Here is an 18,925-nt window from a genome sequence, read left to right as displayed (position 1 = left end):
GCCGGCGGTCTGCCGGTCGAGTCGTGCCGGATATGAGGTGTGATGTGGCGGGATATCGGGCAGGTGGGGGGTCGTGCGTGACCGGACGGACGGTCGTGCGTCCGTGTCACAGGGGGAATGCCGCAGGGGAGGTGGAGCGTCAGACCGGCGAGCCGGCCGTACGTGCCTCCGGCCGGTCACCGCTCCCCTGGGAGGCGGGGCTCATCGTTACGGGGACAGACGGCGGCGCCGCCGACGGCGGCCGGCGCACGGCGATCAGGCCGAACACCGTGGCGAGGAGCGAGCCGACGGCGACCGCCGGCCAGACCAGCCCGCCGAGCTCCAGGAAGAGCCAGCTGCCGAGCATCGGGCCCACGGCGGTGCCCAGCCCGAACATGAACTGGAAGCTGCCGATGTACCGGGACCGCAGGTGCTCCGGGCCCGCCTTCGCGGGGTAGGCGAAGACCGCGGGACCGCCGATGATCTCGCCGAGCGACCAGATGAGCGTGCCGACGATGACAGCGGCCGGTCCGATCGGCAGCCCGTAGAAGGCCACCCCGGCGCCCACGAGGGCGAAGCCCAGCCCGACGGTCAGCTTCAGCGGCCACTCCTGGGAGAGCTTGGTGATCAGCAACTCGAAGGCGATGACGATGAATCCGTTGAGCGAGACGGCGAAGGTGTACCAGAAGAGCGCCAGCCCGGCGTCCTTCATGTACAGCGGCAGCGTCGACAGGTACTGCATGTAAACGGCCGAGTGGCAGAAGGCCGCGACGAGGTACAGCAGGTAGCGCCGGTCGCGGACCACCGCGCGGTAGCCGCCCGAGGGCCGCGCGCCGTCCTTCGGACCGGTGGCGGCCGGCTTTTGTGCGCGGGCGGGCAGCGTGGCCCGGGCGAAGACCGCGTACAGCAGGGCGATCGCGGCCTCGCCCCAGAACAGCAAGGTGTACTCGTGTCCGCCCGCGTTGTAGAGGCCGTAGCCGACCAGCGGTGCGGCCGTGGCCCCCACGTTGAGCCCGAACCGGTACATCGCGAAGATCATGACCTGCCGGTGGTCGGACGTCAGCTCCGCCAGCAGCGTCGCCGACGCCGGGCGGAAGAGCTGTGCGCCGAGGCTGACGAGCGCGATCGCCGCCAGCAGGGCGGTGAAGTCCGGCAGGTAGAGCAGGGCGGCCGTCAGCACGCTGGTGCTGCCCATGGACACCACGGTGGCGTTGCGCACGCCCATCCGGTCCGCGAGCGTGCCGCCGATCAGCGAGCCGACGACGGCGCCGGCTCCGTAGACGCCGAGGGCGATGACGGTATGGCCGTCGGAGTAGCCCTTGGCGGTCAGGAACAGGACCAGGAAGATGTTGAGGAAGCCGCTGAGGCGGTTGACCAGCACCCCGGCGAGCACGGTCTTCACCGCGAGCGGCGCCTCACGGAACGTGCCCCACACCGTGGCCCGTTCGCCGGCCCGGGTCTCAAGAGCCATGACCGGCCGCCGTCCGCACCGTCAGGGTCACCGCGGCGCGCACCCGGCGCTCCAGCTCGTCCAGTTCCCCGGGGGTCGGCGCGTCGATGAGGAAGGTCACCGCGCGGTCGTCGGAGCTGGTCAGCGGGGACAACGGGGCGCCCTTGTCCTTGAGCACCAGGACCGCGCGCAGCGCCGGGGGCGCGTCCGGGCCGCCCGGCGCGAGCTCCGGCCACATCCCCCCGTCGCCCACCCACACCGGCGAGACGCCCGGCCAGTCGACCGTGACGTCCTCCAGCGTGCCGGGCTCGTGGTCCAGGTAGACCTGGCGGGCCCAGCGCCGCGGCGCGGGGTAGGAGGCCGGCTCGCCCAGCGCGATCCGGACGATCTCCGGCTCCAGCGGCCGCCCGGTGGCGAGCTGGTAGAGCGCGAGCAGGCCGTCGCCCGGGGTGCGGGCCGCGATCTCCATCAGGTACGGGCGGCCGTCGGCGCCGACGCGCCACTCGGCGTGCGCGATCCCGTCGCGGAAGTCCAGGGTCGCCAGCAGCCGCCGGTTGGCACCCAGCAGCGCCTCGTCCTCCTGCGTACGGGCGTTGGGCACGGAGTGCGCGAGCTCCACGAAGGAGCGGGCGTGCGACTCGGTGGTCTCCTTCCTGGTGACGGAGGCGAAGATCACCTCGCCGCCCTGCACCAGGCTCTCCACCGAGTACTCCTGCCCCTGGACCTGCTGCTCGACCAGCACGGTCTCGTACGCGGGGTAGTCCGCCAGCCGCTCCCGCAGCTCGGCGGCGTCCGCGACGGTGACCACGCCCGAACTGGAGTGGCGCGTCGCGGGCTTGGCCACCACCGGGTACGCCAGGCCGCCGAGGGCGGTCTCCTCGCGCTCGCCGGGCGGTACGACCAGCGAGGCCGGGCCGAACGCGTCCAGGTACCAGCGCTGGAGGTACTTGCTGCGGCAGGCCCGCGTCGCGCGCAGCCCGGGTCCCGGCAGGCCGAGGGCGTCCCCGAGCAGACCGGTCGGCTCCACCAGCGTCTCGCCGACCGCGTACGCGCCGACGACGGTGTACTGCCGCCGCCAGTCCCGGGCACGGGCGATGAAGCCCGGTATGAACGAGCCCTCCTGGTCGAGCGAGCCGTCCACGAACGCGATGTCGTCGATGAGGGAGGCCGGGTGATCCGGGTCCTTCATGCAGGTGCGCGCGGTCTCGCGGTAGCTCGCGGGGGTGATGAGCAGCACCTTCAGGCCCCGCGCGGACAGCTCCTGGAGGTAGCGCGGGTTGCGGCACACCACCCAGAAGGCGCCGGTGAGGACGAAGGCTTCGGGGGCTCTCCCGCCCGGTGTCGTTTCGGTCATGCGCGGTCTCCCCGTGATGTCGTGAGCGTCTCGTCGAACGTGATGCGCAGGCCGTTGTCGCCGAGGAAGTCCAGCCAGCGGCCGGCCTCCTCGGCGGACTCGGCGGCCCGGTTCAGGCCGGCCGGCAGCGCGCCGGCCAGCAGCCGGGTGAGGCCGAAGGCGAGCGGCAGGGACACGCAGCGGGCCATGGCGCTCTCGGTCTCGTCCCCGGTCAGGTCCATCAGACCGGCGCCCCGCCAGCCCTCGCCGCCCGCCGTCCGGACGTCGAGCGCGACCGAGAGCACGACCCGGTCGCGGTCGGCCTCGGTGGTGGGGTAGCGGTCGGCCAGCTCCTTGGCCAGCGCCCTGGTGCGGGTCTCGTCGCCGGCGCGCACGGTGCGGAAGACCTCTTCCCAGGCGCCGCGCCAGCCCGCGTTGCGCAGCGTGCCGCGGACGAACGTCCGCAGCCGCCAGCCGTCCGGAACGCCGTACTGGGCGATGAAGGGCAGGCTGTCGCGGTTGGGGTAGACCTCGAACTCCGCGTCGTCCAGGCGGTGGACGCGGGTGGCCTCCCAGGGGCGCGCGACGGTGCGCTCCGCGCCCTCGTCCATGTAGCGGGCGGGCGAGCCGAGGGCGGCCAGCACTCCGTAGGGCGCCCAGCTGAACCGGTAGCGGAAGTCGTTGGGGACGGCCGGTATGCCGCCGCAGTACGAGGTGAAGTCCACCGACTCGGCCGTGTCGCCGACCGCCTCCCGGGCGCGCCCGACCAGCCGGTGGGCCAGCAAGTGGTCGATGCCCGGGTCCAGTCCGGCCTCGGTCAGGACGACGAGGCCCGCCTCGGCGGCGGCCGCCGCCTGCTCGGCCACGGCATCGGAGACGTAGCTGGTACAGGCGAAGTGCGCCCGGCGGTCCAGGGCCAGCCGCAGCAGCCGCGGGTGCTCGGTGGCGGGCAGCATGGAGACGATCACGTCTCCCGTGCCCACGGCGGCCTCCAGGGCCCCCGTGTCCAGGGCGCGCACCTCCGCCCGGCCGGTCAGGCCCAGGGCGGCCAGCCGGGCGGCCGCGCGGTCGGCGGTGCGGTCCCACAGCACCACGCGCCCGACCCGGTCGCACAGCGCGCCGAGGCCGCTGCCGCCGGTGGACAGGCCGGTGCCGATCCAGTGGACGGTGCCGCTCGCGGGGACAACCCCGGTGCGGTCGGTGGTCGGCCGGCTAGCGGACATGGGTGGTCTCCTTGTGGTCGGGGCCGGCCGCGGCCTCGAAGACGCGCAGCGCGCGTGCCCAGGCCGGGTCGGTGTCGGACAGCTGCGCCAGCTGGGGGGCGAGCTCCGCCGAGAAGGCCCGGCTGGACTCGGCGGGCAGCAGCGAGGGCAGGTTGTCGATGGCGATCAGGTCGACGGGCCGGTCGCCGTCCCGCAGCCGCCGGACCGGCCGGTCCCAGTCGGTGACCTCGTCGTAGACGGGCAGGACGTTGCACTCCGAGGTCACGTCGCAGGTCACGTCCGAGATCACCGCCGTGCGGCGGCCGGGCTCGTCCAGGTCCGCGGGGGTCACGAAGGGCGGCACGGGCCGCGTGGTCAGCACGGTGTTGACCACGATGTCGTGGCCGAGCAGCGCCGCACGGTCCAGCGCGCGGGTCTCCGCCACGTCCCACCGGGTCGGTGTGATGCCGGCCGCCTCCAGCGCGTCGCAGGCGCCCCGCCCGCTGCGCCCCAGCGCACCGATCACCAGCGCGGTCCCGCCGTCCCCGGCCGCCAGCAGGGCGTCCAGCCCGGGGCGGTCCGTCGGGCGCAGCGGCGTCTCCAGCCGGCCCCGGTGGTGCAGTACGGCCAGCGCGGCACCGACGTAACCGGCCCAGTACCCGAACGCCGCGAGCCGGCGGCCGTCGTCGTCCGTGAGGTACTCCAGGTCCAGCAGCGCGCCGCCGCCCGCCGTGAACCGGCCGAGCAGCTCCGTGGCGCCCGCCTGCCCCTTGTAGGCGTGGCCGAAGTAGATGTGCCGGTGCCGCAGCGCGTGCGGCCGTACGGGCAGCTCCTTCAGCCCCAGGACGTAGTGGTCCTCCGGCGCCTCGGGCCAGCTGCCCGCCGGCGCGGTACGGCAGCCGGCGGCCGTGTAGTCGGCGAGCGGGAAGGCGCGCTGCGCCGACTCCTCGACGGTGATCTCGACACCCTGGTCCACCAGCTTCGCGGCGTCCTCGGGCACGAGCGGCGCGCGGCGCTCACTGGCGCGGGATTCGTGACGCATCCACAGGCGTGGCATGTCCGGCATCAGGCGGTACTTCCTCTTCGGGATGGCTGGAACAGGGCAGCGGGCACCGCCCGGGCGGTGCTGTCGGGACCGGGCCGGGAGTGTTCAGCGGGAGCGGGGCGGGCTTACAGGAGCGGTTCGCGCCTGCAGGACCGATCTGCGCCTACAGGCACGGGATACGGGCGTTGGCCAGCGGCCGGTACGTCACCTCGGCCGGCAGCTCGGGCGGGTCGAAGCCGGCGGCGAGCAGCTCGCCGACGACTCCGCAGGTCACGGCGACCGCCAGGGCCTCCCCGGGACAGCGGTGGGTGGCCGCGCCGAAGGTGAAGACCACGGGGTCCGGGCGGCCGGGCAGAAAGGCGTGCGGGTCGGGGTTGGCCGCCGGGTCGCGGTTGGCGGCGGCCAGTACCACCAGCACCTGCTCGCCCGGCGCGACCTCGGCGCCGCCGTACCGGAACGCCTCGGCGGCGAACCGGCGGGTGTTCTGGATCGGCGCGTCGTGCCGCACGACCTCCCGGACGAAGGCTTCCGGAGCGGTCGGCCGCTGCCCCTCACGGGCCAGCGCCAGCAGGGTGTTGCCGATCAGGCCGGCCGTGGCGTCGTACGTCTGGGACAGGAAGCCGACCGCGTTGGCCAGCAGCGGCGCCGTTTCCGGCCAGTCGGCGCGCCGCGCGGCCCGTACCAGCTCGGCGAGGAGCCCCGTGCCGTCGGCGCCGCGCTCGATGCCGGGGCCCAGCAGCTCCTGGAGCCGGCCGGCCGCCAGCGCCGCCGCCCGCTGCTGCTCCGGCGTGGCCGAGGCGGGGATGCACTGGACGAAGTCGCCGATGAGCCGGGCCGTTTCGGCGTCCGCGCCCTCGTCCAGCCCGCACAGCGCCGCCACCACCTGCGCGGGCACGCCGAACATCAGCTCTTCGAAGGGCGGCCGGCCGTCCTTCAGGTACGCGCGGGTGCGCTCCGCGGCCAACTGGGCGGCGTGCGCGGTGTCGGCCCGGCCCAGCGCGTCGACGACCACCCCCTTCAGCCGCCGCTGGAGGGCGCCGTCGGTCATCCGCACCAGGGACCCGAAGACCTCACCGGCGGGGGTGCCGACCAGGCCGGCCGGCACCGGCTCGGCGGCGGGCCGGACGCGCAGCGCGCCAGAGGTCAGCACGGCGCGCACCGCCGCGGCGTCGCTCGCCACCCAGGCGCCCACGGCCGGGTCGAAGGCGAAGGGACGCTCGGCCGCCAACGTCGCGTAGTAGGCGTAGGGGTCCGGCAGCCGGACCGCTTCGATGGGGGTGGTCACCCGTGGGACTCCTTGCTCGGTGGAACGGTGTGGGGGGGCGGGCCGGTCAGATGTCGCGCGCTGCCCGGGCCGCGCGGCGCGGGTCGAGCGTGCCGGCGATGGTCAGCCGCATGACCTCGGACGTGCCCTCGTAGATCCGCAGGGCGCGGATCTGCCGGTACAGGCGCTCGGTGACGCTGTCCTTGACCACCCCCGACGCGCCCAGCAGCTGGACGGCCGTGTCGACGATGCGCTGCGCCTCTTCGGTGGCGTACAGCTTGGCGATGCTGGAGTGCCGGGCGAAGCGGCGGCTGCCGCGGTCGGCCTCCCAGGCGGCCCGCGCCACCAGCAGGGCTGCCGCGTTGAGCTGGACGTCCATGTCCGCCAGCGACGCCTGCGTCAGCTGGAGGTCGATCAGTTTGGCGCCGCCGATCGACCGTGTACGGGCGCGGGCCAGGGCCGTGTCTGCGGCCCGCCGGGCGAAGCCGAGCGCCGCCGCGCCGACCGTCATCCGGAAGCGTTCCAGCAGGTCCATCGCGATGACGAAACCCTTGCCCGGCTTGCCCAGTACGGCGTCCTCCGGCACCCGGCAGTCCTCGAAGTCGAGGTGGGCGAAGGAGCGGGGCGCGAGCGCGTCCAGGCGCTGCCCGACCCGTACGCCGGGGGTGTCGGCGGGCACCAGGAACGCCGTGAGGCCCAGTGCTCCCGGGGCACCGCCGGTGCGCGCGATGACGACGTACACATCGGCGATGCCGCCGTTGGCGATCCACGCCTTGCGGCCGTTGAGCACGTACCCGCCGTCCGGGTCGCGGTCGGCCCGCAGTGCGACGGCGGCGACGTCCGAGCCCGCCTCCTCCTCGGACACCGCGAAGGCCCCCACGAGCGAGCCCGTGGCCATCCGCGGCAGGTAGTGCCGCTTCTGCGCGTCGCTGCCGAAGCGGATGAGCGGCGTGGCCGACAGCGCCTGGATGGAGAACGCGAAGTCCGCGAGGTCCTCGGCGTAGGCGAGCGCCTCGCGCGTCAGGCAGAGGGCGCGGTGGTCGCCGGGCAGGCCCTCGGCGCCGGACTCCGGGTCCAGGAAGGCGAGCCAGCCGTCCTCGCCCAACTGCCGTACCAGGCGCAGCCCGGCCTTCTCCGGGTCCTGCTGCCGGACTTCGTCCCACAGGGCGGTACGGGCGTCGCACCAGGTGCCGAGGGCGTCGGCGAGCCGGCGGTGCCGGTCTTCGTAGAAGGGGAGTTGCAGTATTTCCGGGTCGAAGCTCGTGATCTGTTGCAAGGCGGGGTCTCCGTGCGGGAGGGGCGGTGGGCGCGCGGGAGGCGTCAGATGACCAGTTCGGCGTCGTCGGGCCGGGCGGCCGGCACCACGGGGGCCGGCGCTGCTGCCCGGCGGTCGGTGACCTGCTTGACCAGCTGGTGTTCGACGAAGTACGCGAAGGAGGCGTAACCGCGCCAGATGCGGCGCCACTCCCGCTGGACGGCTTCCTCGCCGGAGGCGCGCCGGACGTCGTCGAGGTAGGAGACGATGATGTCGGCCGACTGGCGGGCGTGGCCCGCGGAGAAGTTGTCGATCGACAGGTGCGCCTCTTCGTAGGACACGTCGAAGTTGTGCCGGCGCAGTTTCTGGATCTCGTGCAGCCGCATCTCGCCCAGCCCGAACATCTCGATGCCCAGGTTGTAGCCGAGGATCTCGTTGTAGAGCGTGTCGGGGAAGAGCGACAGGCACACCTGGTGCACGGAGAAGCCGTAGAGCCCGTCCGGCAGATCGCCCTGGTCCAGGAACTCCTGCTGCCGGATGTGCGGCAGATGGATGTCCATGCTCGCCAGCACCTGGTGGATGAGCGTGATGTGGTTCTTGGCGAGGTCCCCGCGGCCCATCTCGTCGGCGTAGATGGCGAACAGCATGCGGTCGCTCTGCCGGTGGTCGCGGCCGAGGTTGCCGACGCGGTGCGCCCAGCTGCCGTCGATCAGGCTGCCCAGCGCGAACGTGGACTGCCCGAAGACCACCTCGTCGCGGTCGGGTATCTCCGTCAGCGGACGGTACGGATTCACCAGCTTGTCCCAGTAGATCCGCTCGACGCGCTCCATGAGGGCTTCGGGGGTGTAGTCGAAGTACTCGGCGTCGGTGAGCTTTCCGCCGCCCCCGTGGGTGAAGAGCAGCTCCGCGTCGGCGAGACCGGCCTCGGCGCGGTCCCGGGCCACCGGCAGGATGTGCGGGTACTGCTCGATGTTGACGATGCGGTGGAACAGCTGCCGGTCGTCCAGGCCGCGCTCCGGCTCGGCCGCCACCACATCGGCCGGCGCGGCGCGCCGCAGCGCTCCGGCCCACTCGGCGGCCTGCTCGTCACCCGCGGTGTTCGGCCGGAAATCGAGGTCCGCCGGCTCGCCCGCGGCGATGGACTCCGTCCACGCCGTGAACGTGGCGGCCTCGTGCTCGTCGAAGATCCCGAACATCGGCCCGCCGAATTTGATCGACTGCAGGAACCGGCAGACGCCCGAGGCGCTGGTCCGCGTCTGCCGGGCCTCCCGGAAGACCGCCACGAACTCGGCGAGGTCGAGGTCCTCGTCGCCGAGCCACTCCGAGAGCCGCCGGCCGCCCATCCGTACGCCGCGGTGCTGCTTGCCCGCGAACGGCGCGTGCCGGGCCACGATCTGCGCCACCCTGGCGTCCAGGGACAGGCCGTCCTGCCAGTCGGCCAGCTCGGTGAGCAGGGCCGTGTGCTCCCGCTCCAGGCGCAGCACCACCTCGATCGCGGTGCGCGTCCGCCGCCGGTCCTCGGCGCCGGTCGGCGACTGCTCGGTGAGCGCGAGGTACTCGGCGAGGACCGTACGGGCCGCCGCCTCCGGAAGGAGCGCCTCGGTCCCCAGCAGCAGGTCGTCGACGCCCAGCGCGCACATCGCGTAGTGCACGCCCACCACTTCGGGCAGGAAGGACGCGGGGAGCCGGGAGAGCGCGAGGGGGAACGCGGCGTGCAGGGCGGTCAGCGGGCGGGCGCCGGCCTGCTGGAGGAAGTCGGCGGCCTCGATGCCGGGCAGGTGGACGCCCAGGTCGTCCAGGGCCCGCCGGCGCCGCGCGAGCAGGCCGCGCTGCGGAGTGCCCTCGCCCCGCAGGAGGAAGTACTGGCCGAACAGGCGGTTGACGATGACGGAGGGCTGGGTGGCGGCCTGCGACACGGTGTCCAGCCAGCAGCCGCCGAGCAGCGCCAGGGGAGCCCGCTGGCGCAGCACGAGTCGGTGCGTCTCCGCTCCGGCCTCGCGCAGCGCGGTGAGTGCCGGTACGAGGGCGGCGCGCGCCTCCTGGACGTACGCGGCGACCGCGTCGGCATCGGTGCCCTGCGGGAGGGCGGGATCCGCGGTGGCGGCGGCGCTGCCGAGGAACGCGTCGAGGACGCGCCGGGCGACGAGCAGCGTGGTCTCGCTCTCCTGGTCACCGAGCAGCTGCCCGAAGACGCCGGCCGGCGCGCCGTCGAGGACGGCGCCGGCCTCCTCGACGGCCTTGGGGCTGAACAGGAAGGGGGCCCGGGGCAGGGACGTGGTCAGGTCCGGAAGCGGGAATCCGGTGTGCGCGTTCATCAGAGCTCCCTGGAGGTGGTGGCTGCCGGTGCGGGGGCGGCGGACAGCTTGCGCAGCAGGACGCCGACGCGGACGCCGGGCACGCTCGCGGCGAGCAGATAGTGGCCGCCGTCCCGCAGCTGTCCGGCCGCGCCCCGGTCCACCAGGTTGATCAGCGGATCGGCGGCGAAGCAGTGGCCGAACCGGGTGATGTTGTCGAGGAACAACTGCTCGGCGGTAAAGCCCGCTTGGCGTTCCTTCATGACGACGAGCGGCTTGTACAGATTGAGGTGCAGCACGCCGTCGACGTCACCGGCCTTCATGCCGGCCGCCGTGAACACCCGCTCGTTGACCGCGCGGGCGAGGTCGGAGCTGATCTCGTTCGACCAGTCCAGCGCCGTCGGGTCCTGCGCCGAGGCGCCGGCGACCATCTCGTAGGCGTCCGTGCCGTGCGGCTCCTCGCCCACCACGCAGGCCGCCGCGCCGTCGCTGAAGAGGGCGAAGTTCTCCATCCGTACGGATTCGTCGCTGATCCGGTCGGTGGAGAGGACCAGCACCCTGCGGTGGTGGCCCGCGGCCACGAACGCCTGCGCCATGCGCAGGCCTACCAGCAGATTCGTGCAGCGGTTGAGGGTGACGCCGGTGAAGGCGGCGTCGCCCAGCCCGATCCCGGACATCACCGCCGCCACGAACCTGCCATGGGTGCGGGGCCCGCCGGGGAACCTGGTCGAGCACATGATGAGGCCGTCGACGGACCCGGGGTCGACCCCGGCGGCGGCCAGCGCCGCCACGCCGCTCTCCACGGCCAGGGTCTCCAGGCTCTTCGCCGTGCGCCGGATTGTTCCCCAGCCCCACAGCGCGGCCTTCGGAGGCATGCCGAAGTCACGGGCGCGCGCGGTGAGGTCGGTGATCGTCGAGTGGTCGGCCTCGGTCTCCCCCAGGACATAGCGGGGAGCGGACAAGTATGCCGGTGCGGTGTTCACGGTGTGGGGTCACTTTCCGGGCCGGCCGGCGGGCCGGGCGCCATCATCGCGTTGGCCTCGGCATACGGGACGGCGTCCGCCCCGAAGCCGAAGGTGCCGTGGTCACGGATTTCCTGGGCCGCACGGACGACGGCGCCGAGCGAGGCCCGGGAGAGCGCCGAGCCGACGCTGATCCGCCGTACGCCCAGGGCGCCGAGCTCGGTGACGGACAGCCGCAGCGCGGGCGAGCCCACCAGGACGTTGACGGGCGCGGAGACGGCGGAGCACACCGCGCGGATGGCGTCCGCGTCCGGCAGGGCCGGCGCGTAGAGCACGTCGGCGCCCGCGGCCTCGTACGCCTGGAGGCGGCGGATGGTGTCGTCGAGGTCGGGCCTGCCCTGGAAGAAGTTCTCCGCCCGTGCGGTCACCAGGAAGGGGAAGTCGAGCTCCTTGGCCGCGGCGACGGCCGCCGCCACGCGCTCCACCGCCTCTTCGAGAGGGCGTACGGGGTCCTCGGCCAGGCCCGTGGAGTCCTCGACCGACCCGCCGACCAGGCCCACCGCGGCGGCGCGCCGGATGGTTTCGGCCACCTCCTCCGGGCTGTCGCCGAAACCGCTCTCCAGGTCGGCGGAGACCGGCAGCGGGGTCGCGGCGACGATCGCCGCCGCGTTGTCCAGGATCTCCGTCCGGCCGATGGGGTCGGCGCCGTCGGGCAGGCCCATGCCGTGCGCCAGGCCGGCGCCGGTGGTGGCGAGCGCGGCGAATCCCAGCCCGGTCAGGATGCGGGCGGTCCCCGCGTCCCACGGGTTGGGCACGACGAAGGGCTGCGGGCCCTCATGGAGCTGCTGGAACGCGACGGCGCGGCGGTGCTGTGCTGCGGTGGAGGGGTTCATTCGGGGTGTCTCCTCTGCGGTGCTCGGGACATGGGCGCAATGCACTGTCAGATAAGCTCAACGTGCTCATCAACAGGCGCGTTCGCGCCAGGTGCCCCTGCCCCTCGAACGAGCGACCGCAGCAGGCCGGTGACGGCGCCCGGGCTGCCGTCGAAGTAGAAGTGGCCGCCGTCGGCCCAGCGCTGGGTGAGCCCGCCGGCGCATTCGCGCTCCCAGGGAGCGAGGCCGGCCTCCGTGACGTGCGGATCGTCGTACCCATTGAGCAAGGTGACGGGTACGTCCAGCGGTGCTGCCGGGCGGTAGGCGTACTCCGCGACCATGCGGAAGTCCGACCGCAGATGCGGGAGCAGCAGTTCCTGGAGCGCCTCGTCGGCCACGATCTCCGGCGGCAGCCCGCCGAAGAAGCCCACGGCCTCGGTGAATTCCCGCCCTTCCAGCCGCGCGGTCTCCACGACGCGCCGGGTGGGCAGCAGCGCGGGAGCTGAGCAGCCGGAGGCGACCAGGTGCCGGAAGTCCGGCAGGCCGCGGATGCGCCGCGCGACCTCGAAGGCGAGTACCGCGCCGAAGCTGTGTCCGAAGAGGACGAAGGGCCGGTCGGCGGTCGCGGCGATCGCCGCCGCCGCTCCGTCGGCGAGTTCCGGGACGGTGGTGAGGGCGGTCTCCCGGTAGCGGGGGCCCCGTCCCGGCGGGCAGATCGCGACCACTTCGGCGTCGTCTTCCAGGTCCTGCTGCCAGCCGAGAAAGGCGCGGGGATTGCCGCCGGCGTGGGGGAAGCAGTAGACGCGGGAGGCCTGCCGGGGCCCGGCTTCACCGCGCAGAAACCATGGGGAAGAAGTCACAGTGCGGAACCGATCTCTCGTACCTGGTGGGGGGTGGGCACGCTCTCAGGAGGTCGACCGGGAACCGGCCGCATTCCAGCCGACATCGTCGAGCCGGACGTCACCCGAGGGATGTGCGGAGACCGAGGTGTCCGCGGGACCGGCCCCGGGCATGACCGCCAGAAAACCCGCTACCGCGACGAACCCGATACGAAGAGTGAGGAGCGAACGTCGGGTCGTGTGGGCCCTTGAGAAAGAATTTTCCCGCATGTTCTCGGTACCTCTCTTGTGAAGAGCGTATGAACCGGTCAGGGAATGGGGTGGCAAAGGGGGAGGGGTGTCTTGGTCGAAGCGAACGCGCCCTCCGTGATCGCCTGCTTTCAATCTTCCTTGCCGCAAGCCGGAGTTGAAGATCTAAGATGGTTCGGGTTTCCGTACTGCGGGAAACCGAGGGGTCATACATGCACCTAAAGGGCGTACGGCTCGGCATGGGGGATAGCGGATGAATGATGCAAAAGGTGTCAATGTAGAGCAGAACGGACAGGGTTTTGCGCGATTAGAGCCCCTGTCCGAGGGGGCCGAGAGCACGCTCCGGCGCATGGCCGAGCAGTTGGACGAGCTGTCCAGGCTCACCGTCGGCCGGCCGATCGACGGCATCGGCGACACCCAGGAGGCGCCGGTCGCTCCCGCGGAATCCGGCATTTGCCATCTCGACGGCCTGGATGTCATAGCGGGCGCCATCAATGAGGCGCTGGCCGGCGCACGCAGGGAAATCCTCACCGCACAGCCGGACGGGCCACGACCGGGCCCGGTTCTGGAAAAGGCGCTGGAATCCGTGCGCCGCCATATCGAGGCGGGGGTGGCGATGCGCACGCTGTATCAGCACACCACGCGATTCGACGAAGCGACCAAGAAGTACGTACGAGCGGTCTCCGATTATGGCGTGCGAGTCCGCACGCTGGCCGAATTCTTCGACCGCCTTATCGTCATCGACGACGCCGTCGCTTTCATCTCGGCGAATGAGAGCCGCACGCACGCCTTAGCGATCAGGGAGCCGGCGGTCGTGCGTTTCCTCAAGGATGCTTTCGAGCGTTCCTGGGACCGTGCGAAGGAGTTTCCGTTCGTTCCGCTGCACGCGGCGAAGGCGGCCGGCGACGTCATTCCGTCACTCCGCGAATCCATCAGCAGGCTGCTCATCGGGGGGTACTCGGACAAGCGGATCGCGCGTCGGCTCGGTATCAGCGAAAGGTCGCTGCAAGGGCACATCGCGGCCATGAAGCAGGAACTCGGGGCGCACACCCGGGTGCAGCTCGGCTACCTCCTGGCAAGGAACGAGACCACGTTCGTGCTGTGAGTGGCCGCACAGGGAGGGGCCGGAGGGAGTGTGTACTCCCTCCGGCCCCTTCCGGACGTTGTGGCGCTTGCGGTCAGTGGCGTGTCTCCGCCGCCGGGGCCTCGGAATCGGCCGCGGGCGACGGCTCGGCCGCAGGAGCCGGCGACGCCTGTGGCGCGCGTACGCCGCGCCTCCGGGAGACCGCGACCCCGCCGAGGCAGATGGCGCCGCCGAGGAGGGTGAGCCAGCCCGGCACCTCCCGCAGGAAGAGCCAGGAAATGAGGACCACCACGGCGGGCACCGCGTAGGTGGTCGCCCCCATCTTGCCTGCGGTCGTCCGGGACAGCGCGTAGGCCCAGGTGCTGAAGGCCAGGGCGGTCGGGAAGAGCCCCAGGTAGACGACGTTCAGGGTCGCCGAGAGCGGCGCCTCGGAGAGCTGCGAGACCAGCTGTCCGCTGAACGGGAGGCAGGCGACCATGCCGATGAGGCAGCCGAACGTCGTGGTCTGCATCGGGGTCGCGTACCGCAGGGCGGGTTTCTGCGACACCACCCCGCCGCCGTACGCCACGGCCGCCAGCAGGCAGAGCAGTACGCCCAGTACGGAGGACGAGCCCTCGCCGGACGTGGAGAAGCCCACCACGACCGCGCCCACGAACGACACCGCCATGCCGAGCAGCAGCAGGGGCGGGAAGCCCTCCTTGAGCAGCCAGCCGCCCAGCAGCGCGATCACCATCGGTCCGACGTTGACGACCATGGACGCGGTACCGGCGTCGACTTTCTGCTCTCCCCAGTTCAGGACCACCATGTAGACCCCGAACCAGAGCACTCCGGATACCACGATGCCCGGCCATGCCTTACGGGGCGGTAAACCGCCCCGTTTGACCAGCAATACACAGACCAAAGCGACGGAACCGGTCACGAGCCGGCCCAGCGCGAGCGCCCCGGGGCTGAAGTAGTCGGCCGAGGCGCGAATGGAGACGAACGCCGAAGCCCAGAGAACAACGGTGACCGATGCCGCGATGAGCGCACTACGGTCGGTTCCGGAAGTATTTGTCGATCGATTCACGCAGGCAATCTAATCACCCGCATACCTCGTGAACAGGTCGCCGCGCAGCTCGTCACCGCCCAATTCGCCCTGTTGTCGCGGCATTTGGCAAAGGCGGCCGACGCCGCGTCCGAGGGAGGGCTGCGGTGCCTCGCGGCCGGCGGAAACCGCTCGCGACCTGCACGATCGAACACCGACGCGGAACACGTACGCCGGTCCTGCCCGCCGCCTCCGGTCGTCCGCCGCGGATTGTGGAAAACCTCGTCACCCGGGAGATATCCACAGGGGTCGCGGCGGCGGGCCGGGCCGCGGGATCTTCGAGCCATGAACCAGCACATCGAGCCGGCGAACCCGGCGGAGCACCGGTCCTCCACGTCCCCGAAGAACCCCGAAGCCCAGGTCACCCTGCGCGGCCCCGCAGAACTGGCGGATGCCTTGCCGTACTTGCTCGGCTTCTATCCCGACGACAGCGTCGTCCTCGTCGCCCTCCAGGGCGAACGCGGACGCTTCGGCGGCCGCGTCCGGCTCGGCATCCCCGCCGACACCGCCCAGTGGCCCGCCGTCGCCGACCAGCTCGCCGACTGCCTGATCACCTCGGCCCGGGAGCGCGGCACACCGCCCCGCGGCATCATCGCCTTCCTCTGCCAGGACCCGGCGTCCGCCGAAACCGGCCGGGAGGTGAAGGACCGCCTCAGGCCGCTCGCCCAGCGGCTGCGCACGGCCTGCGGCAGCCGGGACGTCCCCGTCATGGAAGCCCTGTGCCTCTCCAACGGGCGTTACTGGTCCTACGTCTGCCCGGACGAGCGCTGCTGCCCGGCCGACGGCACCCCGCTCGTCCTGCCCGGCACGTCGGTCATGGCGGCGGCCGCCGCCTACGCCGGCGTCCAGGTCCGCGGCTCGCTCAAAGAGATGGAGGCGCGGCTGCTCCCGCTCACCGGGTCCCGCGCCGACGGCCAGATCAAGGCCCTCGACGCGGCGGCGGCCGCCCTCGTCCCGCGCATGCTGTCCGGCCAGGACCCCCGTGCGGTCCGCGAGGAGACCTGTGCCCTCCTGGCCCGCACGCTCCACACGTTCCGCGGCGACCCGCCCTCCGGCAGTCACCGCGCCAAGGACGCCTGCGACGACGCCCTCCTCGGCGACGGCGAGGCCGCCGAGCTGATCCTCGGACTCCAGGACCGCCTCACCCGCGACCGTGCCGCCGCGTGGCTGGAAGGCCCCGATGCCGCTCCGGCGCTGCGGCTGTGGCGCGCACTGGCCCGCCGCTGCCCCGGGGCGTACGAAAGTCACGCCGCCGCACCGCTCACGCTGGCCGGCTGGGTCGCCTGGGCGACGGGTGACGCCGCGTCCGCCCGCGTGGCCCTGTGCCGTGCCCTCACCCTCGACCCCGACTACCTCTTCGCGCAGCTCCTCCACCGCGGCCTCAACGAAGGACTCGACCCGGAAAAGCTCCGCGACTGCCTCCGCTCCACGCCGAACCCCGCCGCGTCCTCCGTGGCGTCGGAGGACGCCGTTCCCGTTCCGGAGCAGCCGGCGGCGTGCGCCCCGGACACCCCGGCCGAAGCGCCCGCGCTCCCCGGCGAAGCGCCCGCGCTTCCCGCCGAGGAGGCCCCGCTTCCCGCTGACTCCCGGCCCGAGACGGCCACGACCGCCTCCCGCACCGGCCGGGCGCCGAGCCCCCGCCCCCGTGCCGACCGGCCCGCCGGCCCCCGGACGCGCACCCGCCCGGCAGCGCGTCCGCGCACGGGGCGACCCCACCCGCGTACGGGCCCCACGGGCGGCCGCCGGGACGACCGGAGCCCCCGATGAGCCCACCCGCTCTGACATTCCGGCGTTACCTGCGCATCGGCCGCGGCGTTCCCCTATGTGGCGCAGACCGTACGGAATCCCCATCACGTCAGGGAGCACTCCCCATGGCAGGCATGTTCCCCACCACCCCGCAAGCCCACCCGGCCCCCGCACGGCAGCGCGCCGCGCCCCCTCCCCGGCCTCCCGAGCCGCAGCCGGTCCACACGGCCCTGATCTGCGTCGCGCTGCCCGCGCTCGCGATCTCCTCCACCACCGACGGCCAGCTCACCGGCCGAGGCATGGAGGGCTTCTACCGCTCCGGCAGACGCCTGCTCGCCCGCTGCGTTCTGCGGGTGGCGGGCGCTCAGCCGCTGACCGTCCAAGCCAGGCCGCTCGCCGCCGACCGCGCCCGCTTCACCGGCACGCTCCGCACGCCGCACGACCCCGGACCCGACCCCGGCCTCCTGGTCGAGCGCCTCCGGAACGCCGACGGCACCGAACGCATCACCCTGCACAACCACACCCGCCGGGCCCTGCGCCTCCCCCTCGAAATCACCTTCGCCACCGACCTCGCCGAACTGGGCGCCGTCGCCGGCGGACTCCCCGGGCCCGATCTGCCCGCCTCCGTCCACGACGCCGGCCTCCGCTGGGCCACCGACACGGTCCACGCCACCGTGACCGCGGACCCGCCGCCCGACGACGCGCTCGCCGCGGCCGGGCTGCTGCGCTGGGGACTGCACCTGCCACCCGGCGCCCAGCGCACCATCGAACTCCGCGTCCGCAGCGGCACCACCGCACCGGCGCGCGGCGCCTCCCGCGGAAGCGCCGTCCCCACCGCACCGGCGCGACCCGCCTCCCGCGGAAGCGCCGTCCCCGCCGCCACCGGGCCGAGCGCCGGCCGCCCGCCGCGCCCCTGGTCCGCAGCCCGGCTCCAGTGCGACGACCCACGCGCCGGCACGCTGCTCGCCACCGCACTGGACGACCTCAACGGCCTCCTGATCCGGGACCCCGCGGTGCCCGCCGACGCCTGCCTCGCCGCCGGCGTCCCCTGGCGCTGCGCCCTGGCACCGGCCGAGTCGCTGTCCGCCGCCCGCATGCTCCTCCCGCTGGGGACCAGACTCGCGGCAAGCACCCTCCGCATCCTCGCCCGCACCCAGCACGCCGACCCAGGACCGGAATTCGGACGAATTCCCGGCCCGCTGCGCGACGCGGGCCCCCATTCGCCGCCCAGTTGCACCGGCGTCGAGGCGACCCTGCTGTTCCCCACCGTCCTCGCCGAAGCCCGCCGGTGGGGCCTGCCAGCCCCCGACGTCGAACGCCTGCTGCCCGCCGCCGAACGGTGCCTGACCTGGCTGTGCCGTACGACGGAGCCGGCCGCCGACTCCCCGGCCACCGGCGGTTGTGTACCGGACCCGGCCCCGACCGGCCCGTACCGCTGCGAAACGCAGGCCCACGCCCACCGCGCCGCGCTCCTGGGCGCCGATCTCCTCGAGGGCTGCAACCGCCCCGGAGCCGACGCGCTCCGCGAATGGGCCGCCGCACTGCGCCGGCGCTTCCGCGACGGGTTCTGGATCGACGACGCGGGCGGCGGCCGCCCCGCGGCCCTGTGCGCCCCCGACGGCCGGCCGCTCACGCGCCTCGTCGCCGGCGCCGCCCACCTCCTCGACACCGGCCTGCTCGGCGCCGGCGCCTTCGCGCCCGGCCTGCTCGACAGCACCCGCGCGGAACAGGTGGCGAGGCTGCTGAACAGCCCTGCCCTGGACACCGGCTGGGGCCTGCGCGGCCTCGGTGGCAAGGAGGACGGGTACAACCCCTTCGGCCACCGCAGCGGAGCGGTCCGCGTGCAGGAGACCGCCGTCGCCGCCTCGGCCCTGGCCGCCGCGGGCCACGCAGCGGCGGCGGCCTCCTTGATCCGGGGACTGCTGGACGCCGCGGAGACCTTCGGGTACCGCCTGCCGGAGATGTACTCGGGACAGCAGCGCACGGGCGACGGCGCTCCCGTGGCGCACCCCACGGCCTGCCGCCCGGCGGCGGTGGCGGCGGCCGGCGCGGTGCACGCCCTTATCGCCCAGGCGGGCATCCGCCCGGACGTCCCCGGCGGCACGCTCTCCGTGCGGCCCGCCGCCGGCACGCCGCTGGGCGCCCTGCATCTCACCGGCCTGACCGTCGCTGAGCAGCCCTTCGCCGTCCATGTCAGCGGCCGTGGCCTGGGAATGGTGGAGGAGGCGGCGGATGGGCTGCAACTGGGGGCGTGAAGGCGCGGACGG

Annotated in this window: 14 protein-coding genes; 3 read left to right on the top strand and 11 right to left on the bottom strand. The window is 73.3% G+C overall.

What is annotated here, in order from left to right:
- Positions 1-139: 139 nt before the first annotated feature.
- The 10 genes from ACZ4MH_RS25465 to ACZ4MH_RS25420 form a co-directional block, all read right to left on the bottom strand.
- Entirely contained in the window at positions 140-1,450 is a 1,311-nt protein-coding gene (locus tag ACZ4MH_RS25465) for an MFS transporter (protein WP_351589757.1), read from the bottom strand.
- The gene (locus tag ACZ4MH_RS25460) at positions 1,440-2,783 is read right to left on the bottom strand and encodes an ATP-grasp domain-containing protein (RefSeq protein WP_351589754.1); all 1,344 of its coding nucleotides are present in this window, start codon (positions 2,781-2,783) and stop codon (positions 1,440-1,442) included. Before ACZ4MH_RS25460 ends, ACZ4MH_RS25465 begins: the two co-directional genes overlap by 11 nt.
- A complete protein-coding gene (locus ACZ4MH_RS25455) occupies positions 2,780-3,985 on the bottom strand; it encodes a saccharopine dehydrogenase C-terminal domain-containing protein (protein ID WP_351589751.1) in 1,206 nt (401 codons plus the stop codon). The genes ACZ4MH_RS25460 and ACZ4MH_RS25455 overlap by 4 nt, the downstream gene beginning before the upstream one ends.
- Positions 3,975-5,030 (bottom strand): saccharopine dehydrogenase, encoded by a 1,056-nt coding sequence (locus ACZ4MH_RS25450; RefSeq protein WP_351589748.1) that lies wholly within the window; start codon positions 5,028-5,030, stop codon positions 3,975-3,977. The genes ACZ4MH_RS25455 and ACZ4MH_RS25450 overlap by 11 nt, the downstream gene beginning before the upstream one ends.
- Before the next feature lie 142 nt (positions 5,031-5,172).
- Complete coding sequence (locus ACZ4MH_RS25445) at positions 5,173-6,294, bottom strand: cytochrome P450 (protein WP_351589745.1); 1,122 nt, start codon at positions 6,292-6,294, stop codon at positions 5,173-5,175.
- 46 nt (positions 6,295-6,340) lie between these two features.
- Positions 6,341-7,549, bottom strand: coding sequence for an acyl-CoA dehydrogenase family protein (locus ACZ4MH_RS25440; protein ID WP_351589742.1), 1,209 nt, complete (start codon positions 7,547-7,549; stop codon positions 6,341-6,343).
- Positions 7,550-7,593: 44 nt separating this feature from the next.
- Positions 7,594-9,843: an iron-containing redox enzyme family protein gene (locus ACZ4MH_RS25435; RefSeq protein WP_351589739.1), complete on the bottom strand. Its 2,250-nt coding sequence runs from the start codon at positions 9,841-9,843 to the stop codon at positions 7,594-7,596.
- Complete coding sequence (locus tag ACZ4MH_RS25430) at positions 9,843-10,805, bottom strand: 3-oxoacyl-ACP synthase (RefSeq protein WP_351589736.1); 963 nt, start codon at positions 10,803-10,805, stop codon at positions 9,843-9,845. Before ACZ4MH_RS25430 ends, ACZ4MH_RS25435 begins: the two co-directional genes overlap by 1 nt.
- Positions 10,802-11,677, bottom strand: a complete 876-nt coding sequence (locus ACZ4MH_RS25425; protein ID WP_351589733.1) for an isocitrate lyase/PEP mutase family protein — start codon at positions 11,675-11,677, stop codon at positions 10,802-10,804. Before ACZ4MH_RS25425 ends, ACZ4MH_RS25430 begins: the two co-directional genes overlap by 4 nt.
- Before the next feature lie 47 nt (positions 11,678-11,724).
- A complete protein-coding gene (locus tag ACZ4MH_RS25420) occupies positions 11,725-12,516 on the bottom strand; it encodes a thioesterase II family protein (protein WP_351589730.1) in 792 nt (263 codons plus the stop codon).
- A gap of 577 nt (positions 12,517-13,093) precedes the next feature.
- Between ACZ4MH_RS25420 and ACZ4MH_RS25415 the strand changes: the two genes are divergently transcribed.
- Positions 13,094-13,849: a LuxR C-terminal-related transcriptional regulator gene (locus ACZ4MH_RS25415; protein ID WP_351589727.1), complete on the top strand. Its 756-nt coding sequence runs from the start codon at positions 13,094-13,096 to the stop codon at positions 13,847-13,849.
- A 73-nt stretch (positions 13,850-13,922) separates the two neighbouring features.
- Here ACZ4MH_RS25415 and ACZ4MH_RS25410 read toward each other — a convergent pair whose 3' ends face one another.
- Complete coding sequence (locus tag ACZ4MH_RS25410; RefSeq protein ID WP_351589724.1) at positions 13,923-14,894, bottom strand: DMT family transporter; 972 nt, start codon at positions 14,892-14,894, stop codon at positions 13,923-13,925.
- A gap of 303 nt (positions 14,895-15,197) precedes the next feature.
- On the opposite strand from ACZ4MH_RS25410, the gene ACZ4MH_RS25405 reads away from it, so the two are divergent.
- Positions 15,198-16,679, top strand: coding sequence for a DUF4192 domain-containing protein (locus ACZ4MH_RS25405; RefSeq protein ID WP_467754698.1), 1,482 nt, complete (start codon positions 15,198-15,200; stop codon positions 16,677-16,679).
- Between the two features lie 113 nt (positions 16,680-16,792).
- Entirely contained in the window at positions 16,793-18,913 is a 2,121-nt protein-coding gene (locus ACZ4MH_RS25400; RefSeq protein WP_467754710.1) for a glycogen debranching N-terminal domain-containing protein, read from the top strand.
- Positions 18,914-18,925 lie beyond the last annotated feature (12 nt).

The organism is Streptomyces sp. NPDC026301 (assembly GCF_055567935.1).
This window is presented reverse-complemented; position numbering and strand designations above follow the sequence as displayed.

What these genes read in the sequence shown, in the direction of transcription:
- ACZ4MH_RS25465 (WP_351589757.1), bottom strand. Translation starts at nt 1,450, where the DNA reads ATGGCTCTTGAGACCCGGGCCGGCGAACGGGCCACGGTGTGGGGCACG.
- ACZ4MH_RS25460 (WP_351589754.1), bottom strand. Translation starts at nt 2,783, where the DNA reads ATGACCGAAACGACACCGGGCGGGAGAGCCCCCGAAGCCTTCGTCCTC.
- ACZ4MH_RS25455 (WP_351589751.1), bottom strand. Translation starts at nt 3,985, where the DNA reads ATGTCCGCTAGCCGGCCGACCACCGACCGCACCGGGGTTGTCCCCGCG.
- ACZ4MH_RS25450 (WP_351589748.1), bottom strand. Translation starts at nt 5,030, where the DNA reads ATGCCGGACATGCCACGCCTGTGGATGCGTCACGAATCCCGCGCCAGT.
- ACZ4MH_RS25435 (WP_351589739.1), bottom strand. Translation starts at nt 9,843, where the DNA reads ATGAACGCGCACACCGGATTCCCGCTTCCGGACCTGACCACGTCCCTG.
- ACZ4MH_RS25425 (WP_351589733.1), bottom strand. Translation starts at nt 11,677, where the DNA reads ATGAACCCCTCCACCGCAGCACAGCACCGCCGCGCCGTCGCGTTCCAG.
- ACZ4MH_RS25415 (WP_351589727.1), top strand. Translation starts at nt 13,094, where the DNA reads ATGGCCGAGCAGTTGGACGAGCTGTCCAGGCTCACCGTCGGCCGGCCG.
- ACZ4MH_RS25405 (WP_467754698.1), top strand. Translation starts at nt 15,198, where the DNA reads ATGAACCAGCACATCGAGCCGGCGAACCCGGCGGAGCACCGGTCCTCC.
- ACZ4MH_RS25400 (WP_467754710.1), top strand. Translation starts at nt 16,793, where the DNA reads ATGTTCCCCACCACCCCGCAAGCCCACCCGGCCCCCGCACGGCAGCGC.